General features: G+C 45.0%; 25 protein-coding genes and 1 tRNA gene. 12 read left to right on the plus strand and 14 right to left on the minus strand.

The window, feature by feature from the left end; genetic code table 11:
• Positions 1 to 131: 131 nt before the first annotated feature.
• From tgt to HHL16_RS07405, 7 genes are all read left to right on the plus strand, one after another.
• Complete coding sequence (tgt, locus tag HHL16_RS07375) at positions 132 to 1,271, plus strand: tRNA guanosine(34) transglycosylase Tgt (protein WP_169424482.1); 1,140 nt, start codon at positions 132 to 134, stop codon at positions 1,269 to 1,271.
• A gap of 106 nt (positions 1,272 to 1,377) precedes the next feature.
• Positions 1,378 to 2,478, plus strand: a complete 1,101-nt coding sequence (locus tag HHL16_RS07380; protein WP_169424483.1) for an LptF/LptG family permease — start codon at positions 1,378 to 1,380, stop codon at positions 2,476 to 2,478.
• 159 nt (positions 2,479 to 2,637) lie between these two features.
• Complete coding sequence (locus HHL16_RS07385) at positions 2,638 to 3,963, plus strand: citrate (Si)-synthase, eukaryotic (protein ID WP_169424484.1); 1,326 nt, start codon at positions 2,638 to 2,640, stop codon at positions 3,961 to 3,963.
• Positions 3,964 to 4,089: 126 nt separating this feature from the next.
• A complete protein-coding gene (locus tag HHL16_RS07390) occupies positions 4,090 to 4,614 on the plus strand; it encodes a YceI family protein (RefSeq protein WP_169424485.1) in 525 nt (174 codons plus the stop codon).
• Positions 4,615 to 4,675: 61 nt separating this feature from the next.
• A tRNA-Ala gene (locus HHL16_RS07395) sits at positions 4,676 to 4,749 on the plus strand.
• Between the two features lie 71 nt (positions 4,750 to 4,820).
• The gene (locus HHL16_RS07400; RefSeq protein ID WP_169424486.1) at positions 4,821 to 5,174 is read left to right on the plus strand and encodes a DUF5713 family protein; all 354 of its coding nucleotides are present in this window, start codon (positions 4,821 to 4,823) and stop codon (positions 5,172 to 5,174) included.
• 292 nt (positions 5,175 to 5,466) lie between these two features.
• Positions 5,467 to 5,970, plus strand: coding sequence for a hypothetical protein (locus HHL16_RS07405; RefSeq protein WP_169424487.1), 504 nt, complete (start codon positions 5,467 to 5,469; stop codon positions 5,968 to 5,970).
• Positions 5,971 to 6,002: 32 nt separating this feature from the next.
• Here HHL16_RS07405 and HHL16_RS07410 read toward each other — a convergent pair whose 3' ends face one another.
• The 4 genes from HHL16_RS07410 to HHL16_RS07425 all read right to left on the minus strand — a co-directional run bounded on the left by HHL16_RS07410 (position 6,003) and on the right by HHL16_RS07425 (position 10,050).
• Positions 6,003 to 7,271 carry an MFS transporter gene (locus tag HHL16_RS07410; protein ID WP_169424488.1) on the minus strand — a complete coding sequence of 423 codons (1,269 nt, stop codon included), beginning with the start codon at positions 7,269 to 7,271 and terminating at the stop codon, positions 6,003 to 6,005.
• An 80-nt stretch (positions 7,272 to 7,351) separates the two neighbouring features.
• On the minus strand, positions 7,352 to 8,323 hold the full coding sequence (locus tag HHL16_RS25305) for a response regulator transcription factor (RefSeq protein WP_169424489.1): 972 nt from the start codon (positions 8,321 to 8,323) through the stop codon (positions 7,352 to 7,354).
• 68 nt (positions 8,324 to 8,391) lie between these two features.
• Entirely contained in the window at positions 8,392 to 9,249 is an 858-nt protein-coding gene (locus HHL16_RS07420) for an NAD(P)H-binding protein (protein ID WP_169424490.1), read from the minus strand.
• A gap of 45 nt (positions 9,250 to 9,294) precedes the next feature.
• On the minus strand, positions 9,295 to 10,050 hold the full coding sequence (locus HHL16_RS07425) for a superoxide dismutase (protein WP_169424491.1): 756 nt from the start codon (positions 10,048 to 10,050) through the stop codon (positions 9,295 to 9,297).
• A gap of 148 nt (positions 10,051 to 10,198) precedes the next feature.
• On the opposite strand from HHL16_RS07425, the gene HHL16_RS07430 reads away from it, so the two are divergent.
• A complete protein-coding gene (locus HHL16_RS07430; protein WP_169424492.1) occupies positions 10,199 to 10,762 on the plus strand; it encodes a Crp/Fnr family transcriptional regulator in 564 nt (187 codons plus the stop codon).
• Between the two features lie 61 nt (positions 10,763 to 10,823).
• Complete coding sequence (locus tag HHL16_RS07435; protein WP_169424493.1) at positions 10,824 to 11,951, plus strand: FAD-dependent monooxygenase; 1,128 nt, start codon at positions 10,824 to 10,826, stop codon at positions 11,949 to 11,951.
• 73 nt (positions 11,952 to 12,024) lie between these two features.
• Here HHL16_RS07435 and HHL16_RS07440 read toward each other — a convergent pair whose 3' ends face one another.
• The 6 genes from HHL16_RS07440 to HHL16_RS07465 form a co-directional block, all read right to left on the minus strand.
• Entirely contained in the window at positions 12,025 to 12,426 is a 402-nt protein-coding gene (locus HHL16_RS07440) for a nuclear transport factor 2 family protein (protein ID WP_169424494.1), read from the minus strand.
• 31 nt (positions 12,427 to 12,457) lie between these two features.
• On the minus strand, positions 12,458 to 13,336 hold the full coding sequence (locus tag HHL16_RS07445; protein ID WP_169424495.1) for an AraC family transcriptional regulator: 879 nt from the start codon (positions 13,334 to 13,336) through the stop codon (positions 12,458 to 12,460).
• 11 nt (positions 13,337 to 13,347) lie between these two features.
• Positions 13,348 to 14,064, minus strand: coding sequence for a bacillithiol biosynthesis deacetylase BshB1 (bshB1, locus tag HHL16_RS07450; RefSeq protein WP_169424496.1), 717 nt, complete (start codon positions 14,062 to 14,064; stop codon positions 13,348 to 13,350).
• A gap of 4 nt (positions 14,065 to 14,068) precedes the next feature.
• Positions 14,069 to 14,953 (minus strand): alpha/beta hydrolase, encoded by an 885-nt coding sequence (locus tag HHL16_RS07455; protein WP_169424497.1) that lies wholly within the window; start codon positions 14,951 to 14,953, stop codon positions 14,069 to 14,071.
• Positions 14,954 to 15,096: 143 nt separating this feature from the next.
• The gene (locus tag HHL16_RS07460; RefSeq protein WP_169424498.1) at positions 15,097 to 15,951 is read right to left on the minus strand and encodes an alpha/beta hydrolase; all 855 of its coding nucleotides are present in this window, start codon (positions 15,949 to 15,951) and stop codon (positions 15,097 to 15,099) included.
• Positions 15,952 to 16,013: 62 nt separating this feature from the next.
• Entirely contained in the window at positions 16,014 to 16,718 is a 705-nt protein-coding gene (locus HHL16_RS07465) for a hypothetical protein (RefSeq protein WP_169424499.1), read from the minus strand.
• Positions 16,719 to 16,957: 239 nt separating this feature from the next.
• Here HHL16_RS07465 and HHL16_RS07470 point away from each other — a divergent pair, with 239 nt between their 5' ends.
• Both HHL16_RS07470 and HHL16_RS07475 read left to right on the plus strand, forming a co-directional pair.
• Positions 16,958 to 19,378: a TonB-dependent receptor gene (locus HHL16_RS07470; protein ID WP_169424500.1), complete on the plus strand. Its 2,421-nt coding sequence runs from the start codon at positions 16,958 to 16,960 to the stop codon at positions 19,376 to 19,378.
• A 125-nt stretch (positions 19,379 to 19,503) separates the two neighbouring features.
• Positions 19,504 to 20,901 (plus strand): aminopeptidase P family protein, encoded by a 1,398-nt coding sequence (locus HHL16_RS07475; RefSeq protein ID WP_169424501.1) that lies wholly within the window; start codon positions 19,504 to 19,506, stop codon positions 20,899 to 20,901.
• A gap of 12 nt (positions 20,902 to 20,913) precedes the next feature.
• On the opposite strand, the gene HHL16_RS07480 is transcribed toward HHL16_RS07475, so the two are convergent.
• The 3 genes from HHL16_RS07480 to HHL16_RS07490 all read right to left on the minus strand — a co-directional run bounded on the left by HHL16_RS07480 (position 20,914) and on the right by HHL16_RS07490 (position 23,515).
• The gene (locus HHL16_RS07480) at positions 20,914 to 21,561 is read right to left on the minus strand and encodes a class I SAM-dependent methyltransferase (protein ID WP_169424502.1); all 648 of its coding nucleotides are present in this window, start codon (positions 21,559 to 21,561) and stop codon (positions 20,914 to 20,916) included.
• A 1-nt stretch (position 21,562) separates the two neighbouring features.
• Positions 21,563 to 22,090, minus strand: a complete 528-nt coding sequence (locus HHL16_RS07485; RefSeq protein ID WP_169424503.1) for a dihydrofolate reductase family protein — start codon at positions 22,088 to 22,090, stop codon at positions 21,563 to 21,565.
• Between the two features lie 138 nt (positions 22,091 to 22,228).
• Positions 22,229 to 23,515 (minus strand): cystathionine gamma-synthase family protein, encoded by a 1,287-nt coding sequence (locus HHL16_RS07490; protein WP_346766833.1) that lies wholly within the window; start codon positions 23,513 to 23,515, stop codon positions 22,229 to 22,231.
• A 94-nt stretch (positions 23,516 to 23,609) separates the two neighbouring features.
• Here HHL16_RS07490 and HHL16_RS07495 point away from each other — a divergent pair, with 94 nt between their 5' ends.
• On the plus strand, positions 23,610 to 24,080 hold the full coding sequence (locus tag HHL16_RS07495; protein ID WP_169424505.1) for an Lrp/AsnC family transcriptional regulator: 471 nt from the start codon (positions 23,610 to 23,612) through the stop codon (positions 24,078 to 24,080).
• A gap of 63 nt (positions 24,081 to 24,143) precedes the next feature.
• On the opposite strand, the gene HHL16_RS24795 is transcribed toward HHL16_RS07495, so the two are convergent.
• The gene (locus HHL16_RS24795; RefSeq protein WP_206022280.1) at positions 24,144 to 25,610 is read right to left on the minus strand and encodes a TlpA disulfide reductase family protein; all 1,467 of its coding nucleotides are present in this window, start codon (positions 25,608 to 25,610) and stop codon (positions 24,144 to 24,146) included.
• Between the last annotated feature and the right edge of the window lie 22 nt (positions 25,611 to 25,632).

Below are 25,632 nucleotides of genomic sequence, written 5' to 3' on the forward strand. Positions count from 1 at the left end.
ATGCGTCAATAACTGTTGAAAAATAAAGATTTTTCAAATGTGTGATTTCTGATGCGATTCACCATAGCCACTTCTCCATTGCATGCAAACTATCGCTTATTCGTATCTTGCAGCCCGATTTATCATTACTTATGGCAGCATTACAATTTCAGTTACAGGCTACAGACGGGCATTCTGCAGCAAGGGCAGGCAAGGTTACAACCGATCATGGTGAGATTCTTACCCCCATCTTTATGCCCGTTGGTACCGTGGGCAGTGTGAAAGCAGTGAGTCAGCAACAGCTGAAGAATGATGTGAAAGCCCAGATCATTTTGGGAAATACCTATCATCTCTATCTGCGGCCGGGATTAGATACACTGGAAAAGGCAGGAGGTCTCCATAAATTCAACGGTTGGGACAGACCGATACTCACCGACAGTGGCGGTTATCAGGTATTCTCACTCGCTTCCAGCCGCAAGATCACAGAAGAAGGTGTAGTGTTCCAAAGCCATATCGATGGATCGAAACATTTGTTCACGCCGGAGAATGTAATGGATATTCAGCGTACCATCGGGGGCGATATCATTATGGCATTCGACGAATGTCCTCCATATCCCAGCGAATACAAGTATGCAGAAAAATCGATGCATCTCACCCATCGCTGGCTCGACAGATGCTTCGAACGATTCAACAATACACCTGACAAGTACGGCTATACGCAGAACCTGTTCCCGATAGTTCAGGGAAGCACGTATGAAGATCTGCGCAAGGCCAGCTGCGAATTCATAGCCAGCAAAAATGCTGTAGGCAACGCCATTGGAGGACTCAGCGTAGGCGAGCCCGATAATATGATGTACGATTTCACGCAGCTATGCTGCGAAAATCTTCCATCAGACAAGCCCCGCTACTTAATGGGAGTGGGTACTCCCTGGAACATCCTCGAATGCATCGCCCTCGGCGTGGATATGTTCGATTGCGTAATGCCTACCCGAAATGGCCGCAATGCCATGCTCTTCACTTCAAAAGGAGTGATCAATATCGACAACAAGAAATGGGAGCACGATTACTCTCCGCTCGACGACGGTATCGACAGCGATGTGAGCAACTACTACAGCAAGGCTTATCTCCGCCACCTGATGAAGGCCAAGGAAATTCTCGGCCTCACCATTGCCAGTGTACACAATCTGGCATTTTACCTCTGGTTGGTTGGAGAAGCCAGAAAACATATTCTGGCGGGCGATTTCATCAGCTGGAAGAATCAGCAGGTGGAGATTTTGAAACAACGCCTCTAAAGAACTTCGTTTGGCGCAATAAATTGATATAGTTTTAGGAGTCGGGGCTCTGAGGATCACAGTTTTTCAGTTACTTTTGCCGGGCCGCCGACCCATAAGGCATCGTATGAAAATACTCGACTGGTACATTATCCGGAAATATCTCACCACCACCATTTTCATGGTATTGATCTTTAGCGTAATTGCTGTAGTGATCGATGCCTCCGAGAAAACGGATGATTTTGTAAAAAGCGGTCTGAGCTCCTGGCAGATCGTTACCAATTATTATATCGGGTTTGTTCCGTTCATCATCTCCATGATCTATCCGCTGATGGTGTTCATCGCGGTGATTTTCTTCTCCAGCAAAATGGCTGCGCGCTCAGAGATAGTGGCCATGCTTGCAAGCGGCATCCGCTACAACCGTGTACTGGCGCCGTTTATGGGAGGTGCGATTATCATGGGTGGACTCTTCTGGGTGGCTGCACAATTCTGGATTCCCAAAGCAGCCGCTATCCGCGGCGATTTCCAGAGCACTTATATCGACGCGCACAGCAATTACGAAAGGGGAGAGGAGATGAAAAGAAGCCCCAACTATTATCTCAAGGTCGACTCCAATACATTCGCAGGTTTCAGAGAATATAATCCTATCAGCTACCAAACGGAACGTGGGTTTTTCATGGACCGGCTTCAGGGCACACAACTGGTGTACAACCTGCGTGCAGACCAGGTTCGCTGGGATACCATAAAGAATACCTGGATCGCCTACAAAGCAGTGGAACGTACACTCGATGGCATCAAAGAAACCATCAGGATCACGGATACACTGCCGCTGAAAATGAACATCAAACATACGGCCATCAGGCCCGACAAATACCTGAAAGACCGGTTGACCACCTCTCAGTTGAAGGCATACATAGAAACGGAAAGCTCCAGAGGTACCGAAGGGTTGAACGATTTTAAAGTGGAGCGATACCGCAGAGATGCTACACCATTCTCGGTTCTTATTCTCACCCTGATCGGATTTTCGGTGGCATCGCGCAAAACCCGTGGCGGAAGCGGACTGAACCTGGCAGTAGGGATCATTCTCGCAGCCATTTTTGTAGTGATGGATAAGTTCTCACTCACCTTTTCTACCAAGGGGAACCTGCCGCCGATGATCGCCGCATGGATGCCCAATATTATCTTCTCCATCATTGCACTGTATCTCCATAAAAAAGCGCCCAAGTAAACCCGGATGGGGCTTGCAGGGTTATTAAATCGGTATTAATATTGTGCTGCAGCTTAACCTGGTGCAACAATTTTTGTTCTATTGGGTGGTATTGTTATAACTTTAGCCATCGATTCTACACATATTTATTATTGCTTGTTTATATAATTTTACTACATCATGGGTATTCTTAAGGAAAGGTTCAAGGCAAAGGCAGATGAATCAGCCGTTGAGATTAAGGAGTTGCTGAAAGAGCATGGAAATAAAACGATCGGAGAGGTTCAGTTGTCTCAGGTTTATCAGGGAATGCGCGGTATAACAGGGCTGGTGAGCGAAACATCATTGCTCGATGCGCAGGAAGGGATCCGTTTTCGTGGTTATTCAATTCCGGAGCTGCAGCAAAAACTGCCGAAAGCAAAAGGCGGCAGCGAACCTTTACCCGAAGGATTGTTCTATCTGATGCTGATCGGAGAACTGCCCACTGAAGATGATGTACATCATATTTCATCTGTATGGCAGCGCCGTTCGCACGTTCCCAATCACGTGTTTGCTGCTATCGATGCACTGCCGATCACTGCCCACCCCATGACGATGTTCGTGTCTGGCATCATGGCCCTGCAGACTGAAAGCAATTTCGCAAAACGCTATTCAGAAGGCATCAACAAAAAAGATTACTGGGAGCCTATCTTCGACGATGCAATGGATCTCATTGCACGCCTTCCACGTATCGCCGCATACATTTACAGAAGAAAGTATAGGAACAATCAGCATATCCAACCGAATGGCTTGCTCGACTGGGCAGGTAACCTGGCGCATATGCTCGGTTTCGAGAACGAAAGTTTCAAAGAACTGATGCGTCTGTACATGACCATCCACGCAGATCATGAAGGTGGTAACGTATCTGCTCACGCCACTCACCTCGTGGGTTCTGCGCTGAGCGATCCTTACCTGAGCTTTGCTGCAGGTATGAACGGTCTCGCTGGTCCTCTCCACGGTCTGGCCAATCAGGAAGTGGTGAAATGGATCTTCGAAATGCGCGAAGCGCTGAACACAGAAACTCCTTCTAAAACACAGATCGAAGAGTATGTGAAGAAAACGCTCAGCGAAGGAAAAGTTGTACCGGGATATGGCCATGCCGTATTGCGCAAGACCGATCCACGTTTCACCGCACAAATGGAATTCGGAAAGAAACACCTGCCCGAAGATCCTTTAGTGCAAACAGTTTGGAACGTGTACGATGCAGTTCCTCCGATTCTGCAATCACTCGGCAAGATCAAAAATCCATGGCCGAATGTAGATGCACACAGCGGTGCCCTGCTGGTTCATTACGGATTGGTTGAGTACGAATTCTACACTGTATTGTTCGGCATCAGCCGCGCACTGGGTGTAATGAGCAGCCTTATCTGGGACAGAGCGCTGGCGCTGCCTATCGAAAGGCCGAAGTCGGTAACCACCGATCTGGTAAAACAATGGTTGAAAGGAGAAGCTGAGATCTGGGGCGACTAGTCGTTGCATCCGCTCACTTCATCAAACATATTCCAATAGCTCTGGTCCCTTAGGGTCAGAGCTTTTTTTGTCACTTGTCTTATAGATGGAGTTTAAACACTAAATTCGAAATCTAAAATCGATTGTATGGCAACATGGACTATAGATGGCGCCCACTCTCAGGTGAGCTTCAAAGTAAAACATCTGGTGATCTCTACAGTAACCGGAAAATTCAAAACATTTGAAGGAACAGTAGAATCGGAGAAAGACGATTTCACCGATGCATCGATTCAGTTCAGTGCAGATGTGAACAGCGTAGATACAAACAATGAGGGCCGCGACGGGCATCTGAAATCACCGGAATTTTTCGATGCGGCGAAATACCCTTTGCTGAGTTTCGTATCGTCCTCCATGGAAAAGAAGAGTGGTGATGAGTATGTGCTGAAAGGAAATCTTACCATTAAAGGAACCACAAAACCAATTGTGCTCGATGTTGAGTTCGGAGGTGTTCAGAAGAATATGTATGGCAATACCGTAGCGGGTTTCGAGCTCTCCGGAAAGATCAATCGTCAGGATTTCGGACTCACCTGGAGCGCAGTAACAGAGACCGGAGGATTAGTGGTAAGTGATGAAGTAAAGCTGCATATCAATGTAGAACTGATAAAGAAATAGGAGGGAATATTTATTTGGATCAGATGTAGCAGGCTGGTATATTTGCACTCCTGAATCAAAAGGGGGATTAGCTCAGCTGGCTAGAGCGCTTGCATGGCATGCAAGAGGTCGTCGGTTCGACTCCGATATCCTCCACTAAAGAGAAAAGCGTCTATGAATTTCATAGACGCTTTTTTTATTACCTCAGCAGTCTTTATTTCAATCAAATGAACATCAAACAGGAAGAGCTTAAAAACAACCAGATCAGATCTTATTCTTTTCTGGAAGAGATGTATGCAGATCCTTATTTCCCTGATTTTCTCGTAGACAAAGGCAAGGCCATCTTAATAGAATTATGCGCTCAGATTGAACAGCAGCAGCCGAAGGATCTGGATGCGTTGTATGAACTATCACATGCAGCTACGGATAAATTCAATGAGCTGCAAGAGGAGTTCGATGAAAATGACAGTGAAATTGAAACTGCAGCCAGAGATTGTATCGGAATGGATTTTGATTTTATTGCCAGATCATATGGCTTCGATGCAGATATGGAAGAACTTATCGGAACAAGAGACTGGTAGAGCAATCTGTTTTACTGCCTTGTAACGCGCCATACGATTGCGTTACAAGGCAGTTCAGTAACTCATCAATATTGCTGCAATCTGAATATTGAAAGCTGAATCTCCTCTTCCTTACCAACGATAACTGCGCAGTGTTTCATAGATGCAATGAGGCAAAACAGGAAATGTTGTAACCCGCAGGATTACAGAAAGATAAGCAAATCTCACTCCGGCATTACATTGGAGTAATCCACATTCCTTCTCCGGTCAGAAATCTTTTGCAACCTTTCTCAATACCATTAAACTATTCTGTATGCCAGTTCTTAACCTTATCCGCCATAAATTGAATGACTGTATTGCAGTACTCACTGCATTTGCTCTCCTCTCTGTCTCCTGCAAAAAAGAAGGTCCTCCCGGTGCTGATGGTAATGCAAATGTTCGTTCAGCAACTGTTACTCCTGCCAATGCTGAATGGAAGTGGAGTTCAACCTGGACGTTGACTATAAGTACCGGCTCCACTCTCTACTACAATACAAGGTTTCTGGATATTAATACCGATCTGATTACGCAGGATATTGTTGATAAAGGATCAGTTCAGGTTTTTTTCAAACCCAATAATGATGGTTGGGCGCCTCTGCCATATGTTATACCGGGTTTCTACCAGAATTACAATTTTGTATATGAATACAAAAAAGGACTTCTGCGATTGCATTATTTCTGGTCTGCTGTTCCGGGCGGAGGAGCTGTGCCTGCAGGTCTTGGTACTTTTGTGTTGCCGACCTACACATTCAAATATGTGATCACCGCTGCAAAGTGATGCTGTGTTGCAAGGCAATTGCAGCAATGCTTTTATGCTTCTGCAATTGCGGCTGTAGTGAACGATTTTTCTGATGCCTGTTCTTTCACAACTTCTTCACTGCTAGCTTTCGGTGGCTCGCCTGTAATCCATTTTGTTTTTACGATCAGCACCAGCACTATCACTGTTAGAATGCTGTAACTCAACCCCAGCAATGCCTGCGAGCTGATATGGATTGTATTCGCCAATGTAGAGCTTAGTATGGATGTTACTATTGCAAATCCTCCGCCAACCAATCCACTTGCCTTTCCGGCATATTGCGGAAAGCGCGTCATGCAATAAGACATAAAGTTGTTGAATACAAATCCGGCAAGGCCATGTATCAATACTACATAGAGCATCAGCGTGTACAAACTCTGCACCTTTAATGTAACAAAAGTGATCAGTATTGCCAATGCAAGCTGAAGCAGCGTAGCAACCGTCAGCTTTTTCACAAAAGGTTTTTTGATCAGTATTCTCGATACCGAACTTCCGACAAATAATGCAATTCCAGACAGCAATGAAATATACCCGGTTACTTCAGGTGTAAGATGCAAACGACCCTCAATCAAAAACGGACCACTCATGCCGTAAACCAGCAGCATCGCATATCCCAGCCCAAGCAGTATGATGCCTGATGTGAAATCTTTTGCCTTCAGCATTTGTGCGTAACTGCCGAGAATGGCCTTTGCTTTGAATGACTGCTTTTCTTTGATCGATTCTCCGCCAATCAGCAGTTCGATAATGAAGAATGCAAATCCAAAATAAGTAAGGAACATAAAGTTGGATGTCCAGCCCCATTTGATCTGAAAAAAGCCCCCCAGAAAAGGGGCAACAATGGGAGCAATCGACCAGATGAGGGAGAACATGCTCGTATATTTTTTCAGCTCTTCTCCTGCAAACATATCTATGAAAAAGGCGCGTTTGCTGATGGCAATCACTGCCACCGTAATGCCCTGCAGTATCCTCATGGCATAGATCATTTCCAAACTGGAAGTGGTGGCAATAATAAAGCTGGCGATACTGAACAGGAATATCGAAATAAGATTCGGCCAGTATCTTCCAAAACTGTCTATCAGTCCGCCTACAAGCAGCTGAGCAATGCCATAGCTAACTATGAATAAAGTGAGTGTAAGTTGAATGGCAGCTGGTGTAGTCTGCAATTGCAGCGCCATATCCGGCAGTGAGGGAATGTAAATATCCATTGCAAATCCGGAAAGTGGAATCAACGCAAATGCAAAGACCGTATTCCATCCTTTTCCTGATCCATTTATTCTTCGCATGGTCTGTAAATTTTAGACCATAAAATTAGCAGGTGCTTTGTTCTCCATGCTAATACCATTCAAATGGATGTTTATACAATTCAAAGGATGCGATGACGGGCGTTTTCGCATGCCCTGAATTCCATCGGAGCCATGCTGGCCAGTTGCTTGAAGTATTTATTGAAATGAGACGGATATTCAAAGCCCAGTGAATAAGCTATTTCTGCAATATTCCAGTTGGTGTTTCTCAGTAATGCCTTCGCTTCGGCAAATACCCGCTCCTGAATGATGCTGCGTGTTGTTTTGCCGGTCTGTTTCTTAACCATTGCGTTGAGATGGTTCACATGCACATGCAGCAGATCGGCAAAATGAGCAGGTGTCAGCAACTTCAGGTCGTTCTCCGATGAGTCCACAGGAAACTGCTGATTGAGCAGCGTAAGAAAACCAGATACCAGCCTGTCTCTTGCAATGGAAGTAGGTACGAATTGCTTTTGCTGAAGCCTTATGCCCTCATGAATCACCACCTGCAGTATGTTCCGGATCATATCCCATCTGTAAGGATAATCCGATTCCTTCAACGTCTGCATTTCTTTGAAATACAGGCGTATCCTGTCTCTTTCTTCAATGGTGAGTTTCACTACAGGATGTAGATCCGGATTGAACATCGCACTCCCGAACTGAACATCGGGAGGGATCAATCCCTCAATAAAACGGCTGTTGAAGAAACATTGAAATCTGCTGACAGGCGCTGCCGAGATCTCAACTGAAAGTGGTATGGAAGGATGGCCGAAAAGAAGACATGGCTGATTCAGGTCTATTTCTTCGTCGTTGTAGAAAAGCGTGCCACTGTTCTTTCCGATATTGGTTGTTAAACAGATCTTGAAATAATCCCGTCTGTTGAATGGTGTTTTGCGGGTTGCGCCTACAGTTTCTCTCACATTGAAATGTCCGATTGTACCGCCGCTCAACAGATAATCAGCCGGCACTTCAACTCCCCAGCGCTGATATAACTCCATCAGGCTTTCCGTATGAATGCCTGTGTCGGTGCTTGTTTTTGGTGATGCTATTGCCACGATAGAATGTTATATAATTCAAAGGTAGTTGTTTTGGGTGAACCCGCACCTTTGATTACACCGGTTGTTTATTCATTCAGAATCAATTCCCTGATATACTTTTCAAGTGTGGTGACTCCCTTTTCATATTGAGTCGGTTCCTGTTTGCTTAACAATGTTGCCCTCGTCATGTTTGCCATGGATTGTGCTGCGGCTTCCGAAAAACCTGTCTCCATCAGAAAGTTCATCCAATTGCTTTCTTCAATCACCTTCACCTTCACTTCTTTTTGCAAGGCATTTTCAAATGCAGCAGCTACATCTGAGGGAGAGTATCTGCGTGGCCCTTCAATATAGACCAATGGATTATCCTGTTCCGGTGCCTGCAACAGTTTTGCTGCCAGTTGTGCAATATCAGCAGGAGCTACCATGGGTAAGGTGAAATTCTCAGGATACAAAGAATAGATCTCTCCCTTTTCTATAGCTGCATTCAGCATACCATCCCAGTTACTGAAGTAATATGCGCCTCGTATAACAGAAGTGTTGGCATTGATGGCTTTTACTTTCTGTTCCATATTGTAAAGCACATCGAGATCTCCGAGCATTTTTCCTGGCTGCGCCCCGTAAGTAGATTCTGCAACAATTTTTTCAAATGAGGCCTTGCTGATGGCCTGTACAATTGAATCGACAGTTGTTTCTTCTTCCTTATGTGTATCGGTGCCGATAGGGGCGGGTGGATTGAGCAGATACAAACGTCGCCCTTGTTGAAATACGTCGGCCAGTTGTTCTGCATCATGCACATTGGCTACAGCTGCTTTGGCTCCTGCTTCTTCAATTTTGTGCTGATTTTTGGTTTGACTCGTTACTCCTGTTACTGAGACGCCGTCTTCAACCAATTGTTTTACAAGTGCCGATCCGATATGACCGGTAGCTCCAAGAATGATGTACATAAAGTTTTTCCGGAACTGACTTCAAATCACGGGCCATGGGAGCGCTCAGCGCTTCCCGAAGCGTTGCTGAACAAAATCCCAGTTCACTGCATTCCACCAGGCTGTGATATAATCTGGTCGTTTGTTCTGATACTTGAGATAATAGGCATGCTCCCAAACATCGAGGCCAAGCACGGGAAACCCTTTCAGATCTGCGAGATCCATCAGTGGATTATCCTGATTGGGTGTTGAGCTGATCACCAGTTTCTTGTCGTTGGTCTGAACCAGCCAGGCCCATCCACTGCCAAACCTGCTTTTGGCGGCTTCTGCGAATTGTGTTTTGAACGCCTCAAACGAATTGAAGTCTTTGATTATTTGTTCGGCAAGTTTTCCTGATGGAGCATTGCCCTCTTTGGGACTGCGCAGGCTTTTCCAGAAAAGCTCATGGTTGTAATGCCCGCCTGCATTGTTTCTCATCTTGGCGCTGTATTTTGAAATGCCGGCCAATAACTGTGCTACCGATGTTCCGGAAGTGTTTACGTTTTCGGCTTTCACCGCTTCTGCAAGATTCTTTGCATAGGTGGCCGCATGTTTGGTGTAATGGATCTCCATCGTCATGGCATCGATGGCGGGCTCGATAGCATTGTATCCGTATTGCAGCGGCTGCTGCTGGTAATTGATTTCGTCGTCTCCCTGTGCATTGCCTGCAATGCGGGGTGAAGATGCAAGCGCACTGAACGCCGGAATGGCCAGCGATGTAGAAAGGGCAGCTTTGCCAACGTTGAGGATAAAATTTCTGCGATCTGAACTGTATGGTTTCATAATGGTAACTTTTATGGTGAAATCCGGTTGTGCAACACAAAACTGATTCCAACTGTTCATCCCCAACCTGGGGAATTTTTCTTCTGGCTTCAGGGCAACTGGAAAATAGGCATTACTTTAGTGTGTGCCTACATCAAACGATAAGCGGATGAAACAGGATCTGGCCGTTAAACTCGGCCTGGAAACCAGAAGGCTCGAAGAGCTGCTGGCAGTGTCCTCAATCGAAAAATATTCCAAAAACCAATTGCTGCTGGAAAGCGGCACTACCTGCAATCGACTGGGGTACATCATCGAAGGATCACTACGAACCTATTGCATCAATTCGCTGGGGGAAGAGATCAGTTTTCTCCTTCAGGTAAATGGCGATTTCTTTGGTGATTATGAAAGTTACCTCACCGGAAAGAAAAGCAACTTCATCATCAAAACCACCCTTGAGTCTGAAGTTATCTGGTTCGGGAAAACCGAGCTGGAGCAACTGATGCAAACAGATCAGTTCTGGTTTCTCTTCAGCAAGAAAATCTCCGATATCTGTTTCCTCGAAGCCAAACGAAGAATCGAAGACCTGTTATTCTATTCTCCCGAAGAACGATATTTAAACCTGCTGAACAAGTCTCCGGAGATCATCCAAAAGATTCCGCAGAAATTCATCTCCAGTTACCTCGGCATCACTTCCCAGTCTCTCAGCCGCATCAGAAAACGACTAACTGAATAATTAACTTAAGTGAACGTTTTTGCCGGCGGTCCACAGGAGCTTTGCAGCATAATATTTAAGTATGGAAGTTGCAATCATCGGAGCCGGCATTGGTGGATTAACCACGGCGCTGGCATTTAAGCAGGCCGGCATCCCATTCAAAATTTATGAGAGTGCCCCGGAACTCAAGCCGGTTGGGGCTGGCATCATCATCGCCAATAATGCGATGCAGGTTTTTCGTTATTTCGGATTGGCCGAAAAGATTGCTGCCGGCGGCAACAGAATTTCGGTAATGAATATCACCAAACCCGGACTTCAACCCTTGTCTTCGGGCAGTCTGGAATATTTTGAAAAGAAATATCATCTCAGCAACGTTGCTATTCATAGAGCGCGTCTGCATCATATTCTAACAGAAGCTGTAGGTGAAGAACATATCGTCCTGAACAAAAGACTGAAACAGATTACCCGCGACAATAAAAATTTTCAGTTGACCTTCATCGATGGGAGTACTCATGTTCATGAATATATCGTTGGTGCGGATGGCATCAACTCTAAAGTAAGAAAGGAGTTGTTTAAGGAAGATGAACTTCGCAATGCCGGCCAGCTCTGCTGGAGAGGCGTAACGCAATTTCAGTTGCCTCAGGAGCATCATCATGCAGTTAACGAAGCATGGGGAAAAGGCAAACGTTTCGGCTTTCTCAGAATAGACGAACGTACTGTTTACTGGTACTTCCTCATCAATAACAAATATGCAGAAAGTGATACGGACATTCTGCCTTTACTTCACGACTTTCATCCGCTGGCTTCGCAAATAGTAAGATCAACTTCGAAGGAAAACCTGATCGTAAATACTATTTCGGATCTGAAACCAATAAGCAGATGGAGTATGCAGAACGCATGTCTGATAGGTGATGCAGCGCATGCAACTACGCCCAATCTTGGGCAGGGCGCTTGTCAGGCTATCGAAGATGCCTATGTAATTGCACAGCTTCTGCAAAAACATTCAATTGGAGATACCTTCAACAGGTATCCGGAATTGCGAATGGAGAAAGCCCGTTACATTGTTAATGCCAGTTGGAAAATCGGAAACCTGGCCCATCTCGAATCCGGCATTGGGATAAGCCTCAGGAATTTATTGCTGAAAGCGGTGCCCGACAGGGTGAACAAAAAGCAACTGGAAAAGATCTTTGCGCTGAGTGCAGTGCAGTGAGGAAAAAGAAAACAGGTCATTATTGTATGCTACAATGATGACCTGTGCTAAGTATAGATCGGAAACTTAGTTGTTACAGCAATCTTCTGTCCGACTCCTGTATTGCAAGATCATTGATGCTTGCGAATCTCTTCTTCATCAAACCTTCTTCGTTGAATTCCCAGTTTTCGTTTCCGTAACTGCGGAACCATTGTCCGGTTGCATCCTGCCACTCATACTCAAAACGAACGGCAATGCGGTTTTCAGTGAAGGCCCATAATTCTTTCTTCAATTTGTAGTTCTTTTCTTTTTCCCACTTGCGTGTAAGAAATGCCTTGATTTCTTCGCGTCCATTCACGAATTCATTTCTGTTGCGCCATTCAGAATCGATGGTGTAAGCCAGTGAAACTTTTTCAGGATTCTTCGTATTCCAGGCATCTTCTGCGAGCTGAACTTTCTGTGCCGCGGTCTCTGCTGTAAACGGTGGTTTTATCATATAAATCTTTTGATTGTGATTGATTGTTGGGTTAGGCTTCAGCTCTGTTGAAGCCTACAGTTTCTCTATACAATTGAGGGGATGCATCTGTATGGGTTTTGAAGAAGCGACTGAAATAGTATTCGTCTTCATAACCGAGCTCCCATGCAATTTCTTTTACAGGTTTATTGGTGAGATATAATTCTCTTTTTGCTTCGATGATGATGCGTTCGGAGATTAGATCGGAGAGTGTTTTGTTGAAACGGTTCTTTACGATCCTTGCCAGCGCATTGGGGGTAATATTGAGCAGTGCTGCGTATTCGCCGGCGGTATGTTTTGTTCTGTAATTGGCTTCTATGGCGGATTTGAGGTCCTGCAACACTACGAGTTGTTTCTTGTCGGCCTCAGCCACTTCCACTTCCGGATGTTGCTGCAGTTTAAGCCGCGTAGCATTGATGAGCATTATTTTCAGATACGAAGCAATTACTTCATCATGGTCTTTCCCTCCATTCTTCATTTCCATGATCATCTGATCTATCAGCATCAGTATGGTGGCCTGACTGCTTTCGTTGAGTATCACCACAGGTGGCTGATAAACATTGTTGAAAAGAATGGTATGGCAGCCAATCTCTTTATGATGCCGGTGGATACAGAAGAAGTCGTGGTGAAACTGAATCACCCATCCTTCCATTTGTTCCGAAGAGATCATGAAAGGCTGATACGGATAGAAAGAAAGCAGAGTGCCCGAACCGAAATTGTTTTCGGAGAAATCAGATTTTACTTTCCCTGTTCCTTTGGTGATCAGTATCAGGTTGAAATAATTGTTTCGCTGAATATGATCGAAGTGGCTGTTATTCTCCACTTTGAAAACTTTGAAAGCCAGGTGGCCGTTCTGTTGATTGATCAGTGTATAAGCTGAATTGCTACTCATGTTTTGGTTGTTTACAGCAATTGCAGAAGATTGTTTGTTCCGATGTATCTGTTAACTGTGAACCCTTCGGCATATTGCACATCGATTGCCCTCCCAAAGATACTGTTCGTTGCTTCTATTTGTTTCAACAATGCTTTTGATCCGTTATATGCAGCATCATTATTATGCAGGAATTGCGATCCGTATGCCTGTATTGCCTGCATTTTTTTATCGAAGGCTGCTGAGATGTCCATCACTATGTCGGGTTCTGTCAGCAGATCCTGAATATAATGATACACTGCTGTTGGCCTGTGTGGTTGCTGTGTTACGTTTTCGTAAACTGTTTCAATTTTCCGGAGGCCTGCCAGATAAGCTGCACTGCTAACGAGTTCTGCCGCCTGTTTGTGATCGGGGTGCCGGTCGTGCAGCGCGTTTGCCAGCACTATCGTTGGGCGATACTTTCTGATCATCCGGATAACAGCCAGCTGGTTCTCTTTGTTGTTGGCAATAAATCCATCGGGCAATCCGAGGTTTTCCCGGAAGGAAACATGCAGAAGCTCCTGAGCTTTCAGTGCCTCTGCGTTCCTTATCTCCGGTGATCCAAAGCTTCCAAGTTCTCCTCTGGTGAGATCCACGATGGCCGTTTGGTAACCCTGCCTCGTCTCAGCAGCGAGGGTTCCCCCGGCTGCGCACTCTACATCATCGGGATGTGCACCAAAAGCTAAAATGTCTACTCTGTAATCGATCATCGCCTTAACTTTTTGTGTTTGCTAAAAATGAAAGGATCCGGGACGCTGCATCTTCATAATACTCTTCGAGTACGAAGTGACCGGTAGGGTATAGGTGGAATTCAAGATTTTTGAAATCGCGTTTGAATGCTTCCGCTCCTTCTTTGATGAACACTTCATCGTTGGCTCCCCAGATCACTAACACCCGTGGTTGCAGCCTGCGCAGGGTTTCCTGCCATTTCGGATATTCTGCCAGATTGGTTTTGTAGTTCCTGCGAAGCAGGTACTGGATCTCTTTGTTGCCGGGCCTTGCCATCAGCAGCGCATCGAGATTATAGCCATCCGGTGAAATCTTTGATGGGTCTGAAACGCCGTTGGTGTACTTCCATTTCATGAAGGGCAGTTCAAACAATTTGTATACTTCTTTCTTGTCTTCTTCTTTGTCCGATGCTGCCTGCTGACCGGATTTTTTCAGCAGCTCCCCGATTCCGTCCATGTAAATATTCCCGTTCTGACTGATGAGTGAGAGCAGCATCTCAGGCCTGCGTTGTATCAGCCGCATGCCTACGGGTGCACCGTAGTCAAATATGTAGAGGTGGAATTTTTCAATTTTTTTGATGGCCAGAAATTTCTCCAGCAACACTGAAAAGTTTTCATAGGTGTATTCAAATTTTTCAGGTGATGGCGCATCGGAAAAACCAAAACCGGGATAATCCGGCGCTATCACATGATAGTGGTTTTTCAGCAACGGAATAAGATTCCGGAACATGAAGGAGGAAGAAGGAAAGCCATGCAGTAATAGCAATGTGGGTTTGGATGGATCTCCGGCTTCGCGATAGAAGAGCTGTACGCTGTCTACCTGCTGGGTCTTGTGCAGTACAGGGTTGGGGTTGGTCGATTGTGCGTTCATGGTGTAAAAAGTTAAAAGGGTAAGCAGTAAAAATAATGCCGGTTTCGCTGCACGCAAGTTCTTGAACATATTGATTGCTTTAAAGGGATGAAGTGAACACCGTCCACGTTCTGCAACGCGGAGCGGTGTTTTTTTCAGAACAATTATTTTTTGAGGAACTGCCTGATTTTTTCTGTGATCTCTGCTCCGAAACTTTCGAGTGCGAAGTGGCCGGTATCGTAGAGATTGAAGTCGATATTTTTCAGGTCTTTTTTGTAGGCTTCTGCTCCTGACGCAGGGAAGATGTAATCATTCTTACCAAATACGATCAGTGTTTTAGGCTGATGCGTTCTGAAGTATTGCTGCCATTCGGGATAGAGCGTAACATTGGTTTGATAGTCGTAGAACAGGGCGAGCTGAATCTCGTTGTTCTCCGGTCTTTGCAGGTGTCTGAGGTCGAGTTCCCAGTTGTCGGGCGAAATAGCTGCTGCATCCGGTACGCCGTGTGTGTACTGCCATTTCAGTCCGTCGGGGCTGTGAAAGCCTTCGAGCGCTTTTCCATTCTCTGCTGTTTTGTCTTTCCAGTATGCTTTGATAGGATCCCAGAAAGTTTCGAGTCCTTCTTCATACGCACATCCGTTCTGGATAATGAGTGAGTTGATCTTTTCCGGATTGCGGCTGGCAATTCTGAATCCTACCGGCGCTCCATAGTCCATCAGATAGAGACTGAATTTTTCGATGCCCAGTTGTGCGAGCAGTTGCTCTATAATGCGTGAATAATTTTCGAATGTATAAGAGAAGTCTGCAATAGCTGGCTGTGCACTTCTTCCAAACCCAGGATAGTCGGGTGCAATCAGGTGGTACTCGTTTCCGAGATCACGCAACAGATTGCGGTACATATGGGAAGATGTGGGATATCCATGTAACAAAACCAAAACGGGGTTGCCTTTTTTTCCTGCCTCGCGATAAAATATGTCGGTTCCATTTACCTGTGTTGTTGTGTGTTTTACGTTGCTCATGTTTTTGGTGTTTTATTGTAGAGCAAAGATCACAAGCAACGCACAGGTGGAAAATGGAGGGATCAAGCAGTTTGATGGACAATTTTTGCAAGGTCGTTTTCTTTCAGTCTGAACAGCCACCAGGCGGTTAATCCATATAACAAAACCACCAATGGCAGATACAGATCATTGTATAAAGAGCCCTGCAGCCATTTAATGCCGAGGAAATCTGCTCCTATTCTCCATAACGAACGAAGCACATTGAGACCCATTACAATTTTGATGATCATGAAAACTTTCGGCTTTGAAGGGAAGAGAAAGAAAAGTGTAACGTAGGCGATAGTGGTGGAGAATATCAGGGGAAAATACATCGCGTGCTGAATGCTGTAGAATGTGCTGAACTTTTCTGTGATCCCCTGCAACGCAGTGGCATCGGCCTTCAGCGCTTCTGCAGGCAATTGCAGCTGCACATAAAAAAGTTCCACGGATCTGAGGGCTATTTCCAGCATAAAGAAAGCGAAGTATCCAACGAATGCTACCCATGCCCAAAAACGGCTGATGTTGGATGCAACATAACAAATGGCAATGTTCAGTATCATCATGGCAAAGATGGCAATCAGCATCAGCCACGATCTGGATACATGCAGTATATGATGGCCCTGCATCATTTCTTCCTGTGTATTGGCAGGCGCTCCGAATTGCTCATACACATACCATTGCCAGGTTTGAATAAGTATATAGGCCAGTGCAATAAATGCAGCTACCTTTTTTATAGTAGAAAAGTTCATGGAAAAGGTTTTAAACTGAAAAAGGTTTATATGCTGAATGTATCTATTTCTTTTCTCCGAACATAGCTGTTCCTGTAAAACCCGCTGCCATTGCTGATTTTTAAGAATTCCTTATGATGCCTGTTATGAAAGTTTTCCGCATCTGGTAAGTGGCTTTTTCCGCATCTAGACAGGGTAAACCACTGATGCGCAGCATTTTTGCCGCCGAAACCAATTCATCATAAGAATATTTTTATACCATGACAAGGCTGCTTCTTCTCTGTAGCATCTTTCTTCTTTTTACAATACCCTCCTTTGCTCAGTCGTCTAACGGATCTCTGAAAGGAACAGTGAGTACCAGCGACGGAAAGCCTGCAGTTTTCGTAACTGTTAAAATTGAAAATACTAAATGGACTGCCACCACCGATGAGAGCGGTGTATTTGGCATCGATCAGATCAGGCCCGGCAATTATGTAGTGAAGTTTTCTGCGATCGGCACGGTTAGTCAGGAAAAACAAGTAGAGATCAAAGCGGGTGAAACCGTTCAGATCGAATGCATCCTTAAAGAAAGTGCTTCGCAATTGCAGGAAGTGATTGTAACTGCCCGCAACCTGAACAAGGAAAATAAATTCGTTTCAAAGATGCCACTGAGGAACCTCGAAAACCCTCAGGTGTATACCACGGTGTCTGCTGCTACATTGAATCAGCAGGGCATTACCAATTACGATGATGCATTAAGAAACGTAGCCGGCATTGTGCGTACATGGGGATCTACCGGAAGAGCTGACGATGGAGCATCTTACTTCGCATTGCGTGGCTTCGATGCACAACCCAATCTCATCAACGGGTTGCCTGGTTTGGCCAGCGGTACCCTCGATCCAGTGAATGTGGAAGAGATCAATGTGATCAAAGGCCCATCCAGCACGCTTTTCGGCGGAACCTTCTACGGATATGGCGGCGTTATCAATACCGTTACCAAAAAGCCTTACCATACTTTCGGAGCTGAAGTGGGTTATAAAGTAGGAAGCTTTGGTCTGCATCGTGTTACTGCCGATGTAAATCTTCCCTTCTCCAAAAAAGTAGCTTTCCGCATCACTTCTGCATTCCACTCCGAAAAGAACTGGCAGGATGCAGGCTTCAAAAAATCTTTCTACATCGCTCCTTCGCTTTCATATGATGTGAATGATCGTCTTTCGTTGCAGGTAATGGCTGAGATCCTTGAAGAGAACAGAGCAGTGCCTCCGGTATTCTTTCATTCGGACCGTACTACACCACTCGTGTTTAAGAACATAAAAGAATTGAATCTTAATACCGATCTTTCTTTTACTTCTGATGATCTTACCATGAGAAATCCGAGATACAATGTACAGGCGCAGGCGCTCTATAAACTGGGCCGTGGCTGGACTTCACAAACGGTTTTTTCTCACAGTCAATCCCGCGCCAAAGGCATCTATACTTATATCTGGGGCAATGTTGGAAATAAATTCGGTCAATCATTTGATGGACAGGATTACACCCGCCGTTCAATTGATGTACAACAGAACTTCAATGGCGAGTTCACTATTGGAAAGATGCGCAACCGCGTGCTGATCGGTCTGGATTATTTCCATCGCAATGTTCGCAACCGTGGGATCGGATCGGCCAGGCTGAGAAACGTAACACCACAGGGAGAAGTAACGTATGAAGATCCTGAAACAGGGGAAGCGGAGCCAGTTGTACCGCTGGATAAAAAAGCGATCTATCAAATACTCACGCAGCTCAATGGTGCGCCTGCAAATGGCAATGTTTCCAACAGTTCTTACAGTGCTTATGTTTCAGATGTTGTGGACATTCTGCCCCGATTGTCTGCGATGGTAAGTCTGCGTGTTGATTATTTCGATTCAAAAGGAGAGAAGAGCAAAAAGGAGGATGATTACGATCAGACAGCCTTCAGCCCCAAGTTTGGATTGATCTATCAGGCTGTTCCAGAAAAATTCTCTGTATTTGCCAACTACATGAATGCGTTCGTTAATGTTGAGCCACGCACTGTGAAAGATGCTGATCAGAAAAATCCCCGTGTAAAATCTTTCCGTCCCGAACAGGCTAACCAGTTTGAGTTCGGATTCAAATCCAATCTGCTCTCCAACAAATTGCAGGTTACGCTGTCTGCATACAATATCACTGTAAGCGATCGCGTGATAGGTATGATGGGCAATCCATTCGATTATACACAGAAAGGTAAAGTAAGGAGCCAGGGTTTTGAGCTGGAAGCCACTGCTTATCCGGTAGCCGGATTGAGCATTATCGGTGGTTACAGCTTCAATAAGATCAAAACAGTCGACGGCGATAAGAATGATTTCTATTCAGAGCCGGGCCGTGCACCTGGCGGTCAGGGACCCCAGAACCTGGCCAATATCTGGGCCAATTACAAATTCACCAAAGGGGCGCTGAAGAATCTCTCTGTTGGTGCCGGAGGAAACTACGCCAGCGTATACAAAGTGATCGACAACAGTGCAACCGGCGTATTTGAACTGCCTTCATATGCACTCGTAAATGCAGGTGTATCTTACAGCATTTCAAATGTTCGGATTTCATTCAATGTGAACAATATCTTCGATAAGTCTTATTATTCAGGATATTGGTCAGTAAATCCGCAGCCACCGGTGAATTTCGTGGCCGGTGTGTCGTACAGTTTCAAGTAAGCAGGATTTCGGCTTTCCGTATTTTATCTTTTACTAAGTATAGATTAACCGGTGACTATACCAGCCATCCTTTTTGTTTTGCTGTAAGAAATGGTTCTGTAAATTGCAGCACAATCACGATTGTTATGCACGTAAATATTTTCGGTAAAGAAGTTTATACAGCACGCAGAAAACAGTTGAGCGCAAACATGCAAAAGGGATTGCTCCTCTTCATGGGTAATGAAGAAAGCAGCATGAACTATAAAGACAACACTTATCCCTTCAGACAGGATAGTAATTTTCTTTATTATTTTGGATTGGATGTAGCAGGACTGGCTGCGGTGATCGATCTCGACAATGGCACAGAAACCATTTTCGGAACTGAGCTCAGCATCGACGACATTATCTGGACTGGTCCTCAGCCATCACTCAGTGAGCTGGCCGGTGCAGTAGGTGTGCAGAAGAATGGCAGCATCCCACAGCTGCAAAGCTTGCTGAAACAGGCGCTGGAGAAAGGACAGCAGATCCATATTCTTCCTCCTTATCGTCCGGAGAATAAGATCAAATTGTCCGCATGGCTGAATACATCACTCGATGGCATTGCGCAGTATGTTTCTCTTCCTTTCATCAAGGCAATTATCCGCCAGCGCGAAATCAAAGAAGCAATTGAGCTGGAAGAAATGGACAGAGCCTGCGATATCAGCGGCGACATGCACATGGCTGTGATCAAAAATGCAAAAGCAGGCATGAAGGAATATGAACTGAAAGGATTGCTGGAAGCGGTAACACTCTCCAACTGGGGAAGAACTTCTTACAATACCATTCTTTCAGTTGATGGACAGGTGCTGCACAATCACTATTACGGCAATACCATCAAAGAAGGGCAAATGATCCTCTGCGATGCAGGTGCCGAAACCAGTCATTACTACGCGGGCGATCTTACACGTACTGTTCCGGTAGGAAAGAAATTCACCAGCACACAGGAAGAGCTTTATCAGACTGTTCTCAACTCACTGAATCATGCTATCAGTCTGCTCAGACCTGGTATTGAATTCAGGGAAGTGCACAGACAGGCATGCGTAGAGCTGGTGAAAGGACTGGTAGGTGCAGGACTCATGAAAGGCGATCCAACAGAAGCAGTAGCGAACGATGCACACACCATGTTCTTCCAGTGCGGTCTCGGACATATGATCGGAATCGATGTGCACGATATGGAAGATCTCGGTGAAGAATATGTTGGCTACACCGATGACCTGAAAAAGAATATGGTATTCGGATGGAAATCGCTTCGCCTCGGAAAAGCGCTCCAGCCCGGATTTACGCTCACAGTTGAGCCTGGCATTTACATCATTCCTGAACTGATCGATAAGTGGAAAGCCACCAACAAACTCGATCAATTCATCAACTATCAGAAATTGGAAGAGTATCGCAACTTCGGCGGTATTCGTATCGAAGATAATTTCGTGATCACTGAGAACGGAAGCAGAAAGCTTGGCAAACATCTTCCCAAATCACTGGAAGACCTGTATGCAAGCAGAGGGTAATTGAACAGTTTCTCAGATCACGCTGCATTTATAAAATTTTCTGAAACGCTCGCCGGCACCGGCATCGGGAATTGGTTTTTCTTCCAGTATTTCGATGCCGTTGCGCGCGAGCGTTGCTTTTAATTCATCTTCAGTAAGATATGGCAGGTGACATCCTTTTGCTTTCGGCATCGGACGTTTGGTATGTGGTTCTTCAATAAACAGCAAACCGCCCGGTTTGAGTATTGATTTAATGTCTGCCAGCATTTCATCTTTGTAATCGCATTCGTGCAACACTGCAGTCATCATCACTTTAGTGAAATAGTTTTTGGGAAGCCGGGTAGAAGTGTACGTGCCGTAAGTGATCACAAAACTATCGATGGAAATAGCGGGGTTATATGCTTTGATCATCTTCTGCAGATTTCTCCGGTTGCAGGAGGATGAGTCGATGTCCTCAACATAATATCTGATAAGCGGATAATATTTTGAAAGTCTTACGAGGTTGTATCCTTTTCCTGTTCCGATATCTGCAACAATATCAGTAGTGGTGATATGCATCAAGGAAACCATGGTGTCGAGCCTTCCCTGTTTCAGTTTGCTGATATCTTCCATGGTCATTTTCTTCTGAGCAAAGGCAACAAGAGGGAAAAGAAGCAGGAGTAATGCTGGTATGGGTTTCATATTAATTCTTCCTGATGTAGTAGTTGGTCACCAGACCATTGGAAAAAGTTACAGAGCGTTTATGAGAAAAATGCAGTTCCCTGCCCAGCTCTCCGAATAATGATATGCCCGATCCGAGCAATAAAGGTGCAATTGAAACGATCAGTTCGTCGATGAGGTTCTCTTTCAAAAAGCTCTGGATCACTTTGCCTCCATCGATGTACAATCCCTTGTATCCTTTGTCTGATAAGTGTTTCAGCAGCTCTGCCGGTGGCATGGACACAATGCTGGCTTTGTCTTTCAATGTTTCAGGAATTTCTTTCAGCGTATTGCTCAGTACGTATACGTGTTGTTTGTAATACCATTCTGGAAAGGTGATCACTTTCTCGAAAGTATTTCTTCCCATTACAATTGCATCGATTTGGCTGCTGAATTCTACGTATGCCTGATTTACTTCGTCGTTGGCATATTCAACAATCCAGTCAACATCACCATCTTGTTTTGCGATAAAGCCGTCGAGACTGGTGCCTATGTACACGAATGTTTTCATACGTAAAGTTGTTGTTTGAAATGTAATGGTGGGAGTGTCGACAAAGATAAGACCGGAGAACGGATTTGTTGTTGCCGGTCAACATAAAAAAGAGACGGCTGCCTTTTTCAAAGCGGCCGTCTCTTTTTTTTGGGGTGATTATTTCTTTACCGGAATTGCATCGAGTGCATTGCTGATATCACGGATGATATCCTCGTGATGCTCTATCCCGATACTCAGTCTGATCATTTTTTCAGTTAATCCCAAACGATTTTTTTCGTCTACAGGAACACCTGCATGCGTCATGGTGAATGGATGTTCTGCAAGACTTTCAGTGCCGCCAAGGCTCACTGCCAATCGTATATGCTGCAATGCATTCAGAAATGCAAAGGCCTGTGCTTCGCCGCCTTTTACATCGAAGCTTACCATGGCTCCTGAGCTGCTGTACTGACGTTTGTTCAATGCGGTTTCGTTGAAGCCGAGATAATACACTTTTTCTACCAACGGATGCTGCTGCAACCATTGTGCTACATGCTTCGCATTGCTGGCAGCGGCTTCCATGCGGATCTTCAGCGTTTCCAGACTGCGCAGCAACAACCAGCTGGTATGCGGATCGATGATGGTACCAAAGAATGTGCGTGCCATTTTGATCTGCGCCATTACAGGTTTGCTGGCAACCGCCACACCTGCAATTACATCACTATGTCCACCGATGTATTTTGTTGCAGAGTACAACACAATATGCGCACCGTGTTTCAGGGGATGCGACCAGAGCGGTCCCATGTAAGTATTATCTACAGCGAGCAACACTGTTTTTTCTGCTGTTGAATAGGATGCGGCGATGTCGGCGCAAAGACGAATATCTATCAGATCATTGGTAGGATTTGCAGGTGTTTCAACGAGGATCATTTTGAGGCGACTCCCTTTGTCTCCGATATTTTCTCTGATGCTTGCTGCATCATCAGCGGCATCGAATGCAATGGATTCAATACCCCACTCTGCCAGAAAAAAATGGATGTAGCTATGTGTTCCTCCGTAGAGCGGATTGCTGTATAAAATGCAATCACCTGGTTTTAGAAAGCTCATCAGTGTGGTAGAGATCGCACTCATGCCACTGGAAAATGCTGCCGCTTCTTCGCCATCGTCCCAAAGTTTAAGACGTTCTTCGAGTATCTCGATATCCGGATTGTTGATACGGCTGTAGATCAATCCCATTTCCCTGGCCTGAGATGGTTCACGGCCGTATGCCATGCTGAAGAAATCTTTTCCTTCTTCGGCCGTTTTGAAAACAAAAGTGGAGGTCATGAAGATCGGGCATTTTACTGCACCCTCACTGAGGAATGGTTTGTAACCATAGCTCATCATCGCGGTTTCGGGTCTGTTTTTCATATTTGCAAGTTTGTAACAAAGCTGCTCAGAATGACTGCGATGTACAATACACAGCAGTTTGCATGGAGAAAATCGCTATTGGCAATATAAATGAGATAAGATTTAGAGTATTTCACTAAATTATGCCTGAATAATAGTAAAATCGTTCGTGATGAAAGCTGATTTAGATTGTATCGATCTGCAATTGCTGACTTTATTGCAGCACGATTGCAGACTTAGCAATAAAGAACTGGCAGATAAATTAGGCATCACTGCCACACCTGTTCTGATGCGAAGGCGTAAGCTCGAAGAGCAGGGCTACATCAGCAAATACATGGCTGTGGTAGACAGAAACAAAATTGATCTCTCACTCGTAGCATATACCAATGTGCAGCTGAGCATCCATTCAAGGTCGGCCATGACTGCTTTTGAAAAATCGGTGATGAAGTTTGAAGAAGTGATGGAGTGCCATCACATGACTGGTTCTTACGATTACCTGTTGAAGATTGTATTGAAAGATATGAACGCCTATCACCATTTCATACGCGAGAAACTCGCCACTCTGCCAAACATCCATACTGTGCAGAGCAGTTTTGTGATGACGGAAGTAAAAATGCAGCTCTCCTACAAATTGCATTCATAATGCTGCAATAAAAAACGCCCTCCAAATGGAAGGCGCTTTTATCAGAGACATAACCAGACAGCTTTAGTTCTGCGCTGTCAGCAGTTGATCCAATTGAGTACGGAGCAATTTATTGGATGGCCTGTACGCATTGGCCGAGACGATCTTCCCTTCTGTATCTATCAGTATGAAACGTGGAATGGAAATGATATTGAAATCCTGAATGAAAGCAGAGTTGAATGCATTGTCAGACATCAGTTGCACGCCTTTCAGTTCGTTGTTGATCACATAGTCTTTCCACTTCTGAGCATCTTTCAGCTCATCAACAGAGATGCTTACGAATTTGATGTTCTTATCTCTGTAATGCTCTTCCACTTTTTTCAGATTGGGTATCTCTGCTTTGCATGGACCGCACCAGGTAGCCCAAACATCGATGTACACGAAATTCCCTCTGAGGCTGCTGAGTGTTACTTTCTCACCAGTTACAGTCTGGTATTCGAACTCAGGCGCAGGCGCGCCTTTGGAGAATTTTTTGATACGCTCATATGTTTTTTCCATACCAGCTGCATAGGCAGGATGGCTGTTTGTTGTTTTGAATGCCTGAAAAATGCTGTCTGCTTCCTTCAGGTCTTCGGATGTTTTCAGTGCCTGAGAAGCGAAACGATAGTTCCAGTAATTTTTGATGTAGGTATTGCTCACTGCCTCGGCAGCTGCTTTCTGCTTGATCGCTTCCTGACTCATGCGGCCGCTGAACTCTTTGCTGTATTTGGTGTACATGAGAGTGGTGAATTGCTGGTCCATCCATCTTCTGTAGGCTGCTGATCCTTTGAAAGCAGCTTCTTCGTTGAAGGAGCCACCGAGATCTCCGATAGAATCCAGTTGTTTTCTCTGTTCTTTGGTGAGCTTCCAGGTTTGCATTGCTTTGTAGGCGGAATCAATTTTTTTGTGATCGAAATTAGTTCCCATCGACTCCATCAATTTGTAGAAGTTCTCCTGCTTCTTCGTGTCCACACCATATTTATACCCATATTCATTGTAGAAGTTGCGGATGGTGTAATCGATATCTGCTTTGCGTGTTGCCTGAAAATGCTCACTCAGTTTTTGTTTGTTGAGCAATGCATACTGGCTTTTTCTGAATGCTTCCATTTGTTTTTGGAAGTCGGGGATCTTCACAAAATTCATTTCTCCTTTATTCAGTTTCTCCGAAATTTTTTGTGAAGAAGCATTGAGTTGCTGTATGAGGTTGTTCTCTTTGCTGCCGTTACCCTGCATCACCAGTTGATCGTTCTTTTTGGTGATGTTGAGTGAGTAACCGGGTGAAAGGTATACTGTGCCTACATCTGAGAGAGTGTAATATCCTGCTTCGATGCCTTTGATGGTTTCATTGAAATTGCCTGTGGCATCTGTTGTGATGCTCCATTTCTGTTCGTCGAGGTTGGAGAGCTCCAGTTTGCCATTCTTCACGGAAGGCAGACTGCCGGCGAGGGTCACATCCTGCGCCTGCAATGCACTGCAACTTAAAACTGCACTGATAAAAATTACTGGTTTCATTTCTGCTTTGATTAGTGGTGAA

It is taken from the genome of Pseudoflavitalea sp. G-6-1-2 (assembly GCF_012927185.1).
Lineage (GTDB): Bacteria > Bacteroidota > Bacteroidia > Chitinophagales > Chitinophagaceae > Pseudobacter.

Bases quoted from the DNA above. Each gene is read 5' to 3' on its own strand.
- HHL16_RS07495 (WP_169424505.1), top strand. From the start codon at position 23,610: ATGAAAGCTGATTTAGATTGTATCGATCTGCAATTGCTGACTTTATTG.
- HHL16_RS07455 (WP_169424497.1), bottom strand. From the start codon at position 14,953: ATGAACGCACAATCGACCAACCCCAACCCTGTACTGCACAAGACCCAG.
- HHL16_RS07420 (WP_169424490.1), bottom strand. From the start codon at position 9,249: ATGTACATCATTCTTGGAGCTACCGGTCATATCGGATCGGCACTTGTA.
- HHL16_RS07470 (WP_169424500.1), top strand. From the start codon at position 16,958: ATGACAAGGCTGCTTCTTCTCTGTAGCATCTTTCTTCTTTTTACAATA.
- HHL16_RS07460 (WP_169424498.1), bottom strand. From the start codon at position 15,951: ATGAGCAACGTAAAACACACAACAACACAGGTAAATGGAACCGACATA.
- HHL16_RS07485 (WP_169424503.1), bottom strand. From the start codon at position 22,090: ATGAAAACATTCGTGTACATAGGCACCAGTCTCGACGGCTTTATCGCA.
- tgt (WP_169424482.1), top strand. From the start codon at position 132: ATGGCAGCATTACAATTTCAGTTACAGGCTACAGACGGGCATTCTGCA.
- HHL16_RS07400 (WP_169424486.1), top strand. From the start codon at position 4,821: ATGAACATCAAACAGGAAGAGCTTAAAAACAACCAGATCAGATCTTAT.
- HHL16_RS07380 (WP_169424483.1), top strand. From the start codon at position 1,378: ATGAAAATACTCGACTGGTACATTATCCGGAAATATCTCACCACCACC.
- HHL16_RS07465 (WP_169424499.1), bottom strand. From the start codon at position 16,718: ATGAACTTTTCTACTATAAAAAAGGTAGCTGCATTTATTGCACTGGCC.
- HHL16_RS07430 (WP_169424492.1), top strand. From the start codon at position 10,199: ATGAAACAGGATCTGGCCGTTAAACTCGGCCTGGAAACCAGAAGGCTC.
- HHL16_RS07385 (WP_169424484.1), top strand. From the start codon at position 2,638: ATGGGTATTCTTAAGGAAAGGTTCAAGGCAAAGGCAGATGAATCAGCC.
- HHL16_RS07440 (WP_169424494.1), bottom strand. From the start codon at position 12,426: ATGATAAAACCACCGTTTACAGCAGAGACCGCGGCACAGAAAGTTCAG.
- HHL16_RS07405 (WP_169424487.1), top strand. From the start codon at position 5,467: ATGCCAGTTCTTAACCTTATCCGCCATAAATTGAATGACTGTATTGCA.
- HHL16_RS07390 (WP_169424485.1), top strand. From the start codon at position 4,090: ATGGCAACATGGACTATAGATGGCGCCCACTCTCAGGTGAGCTTCAAA.
- bshB1 (WP_169424496.1), bottom strand. From the start codon at position 14,064: ATGATCGATTACAGAGTAGACATTTTAGCTTTTGGTGCACATCCCGAT.
- HHL16_RS24795 (WP_206022280.1), bottom strand. From the start codon at position 25,610: ATGAAACCAGTAATTTTTATCAGTGCAGTTTTAAGTTGCAGTGCATTG.
- HHL16_RS07480 (WP_169424502.1), bottom strand. From the start codon at position 21,561: ATGAAACCCATACCAGCATTACTCCTGCTTCTTTTCCCTCTTGTTGCC.
- HHL16_RS07410 (WP_169424488.1), bottom strand. From the start codon at position 7,271: ATGCGAAGAATAAATGGATCAGGAAAAGGATGGAATACGGTCTTTGCA.
- HHL16_RS07445 (WP_169424495.1), bottom strand. From the start codon at position 13,336: ATGAGTAGCAATTCAGCTTATACACTGATCAATCAACAGAACGGCCAC.
- HHL16_RS07435 (WP_169424493.1), top strand. From the start codon at position 10,824: ATGGAAGTTGCAATCATCGGAGCCGGCATTGGTGGATTAACCACGGCG.
- HHL16_RS07425 (WP_169424491.1), bottom strand. From the start codon at position 10,050: ATGAAACCATACAGTTCAGATCGCAGAAATTTTATCCTCAACGTTGGC.
- HHL16_RS07475 (WP_169424501.1), top strand. From the start codon at position 19,504: ATGCACGTAAATATTTTCGGTAAAGAAGTTTATACAGCACGCAGAAAA.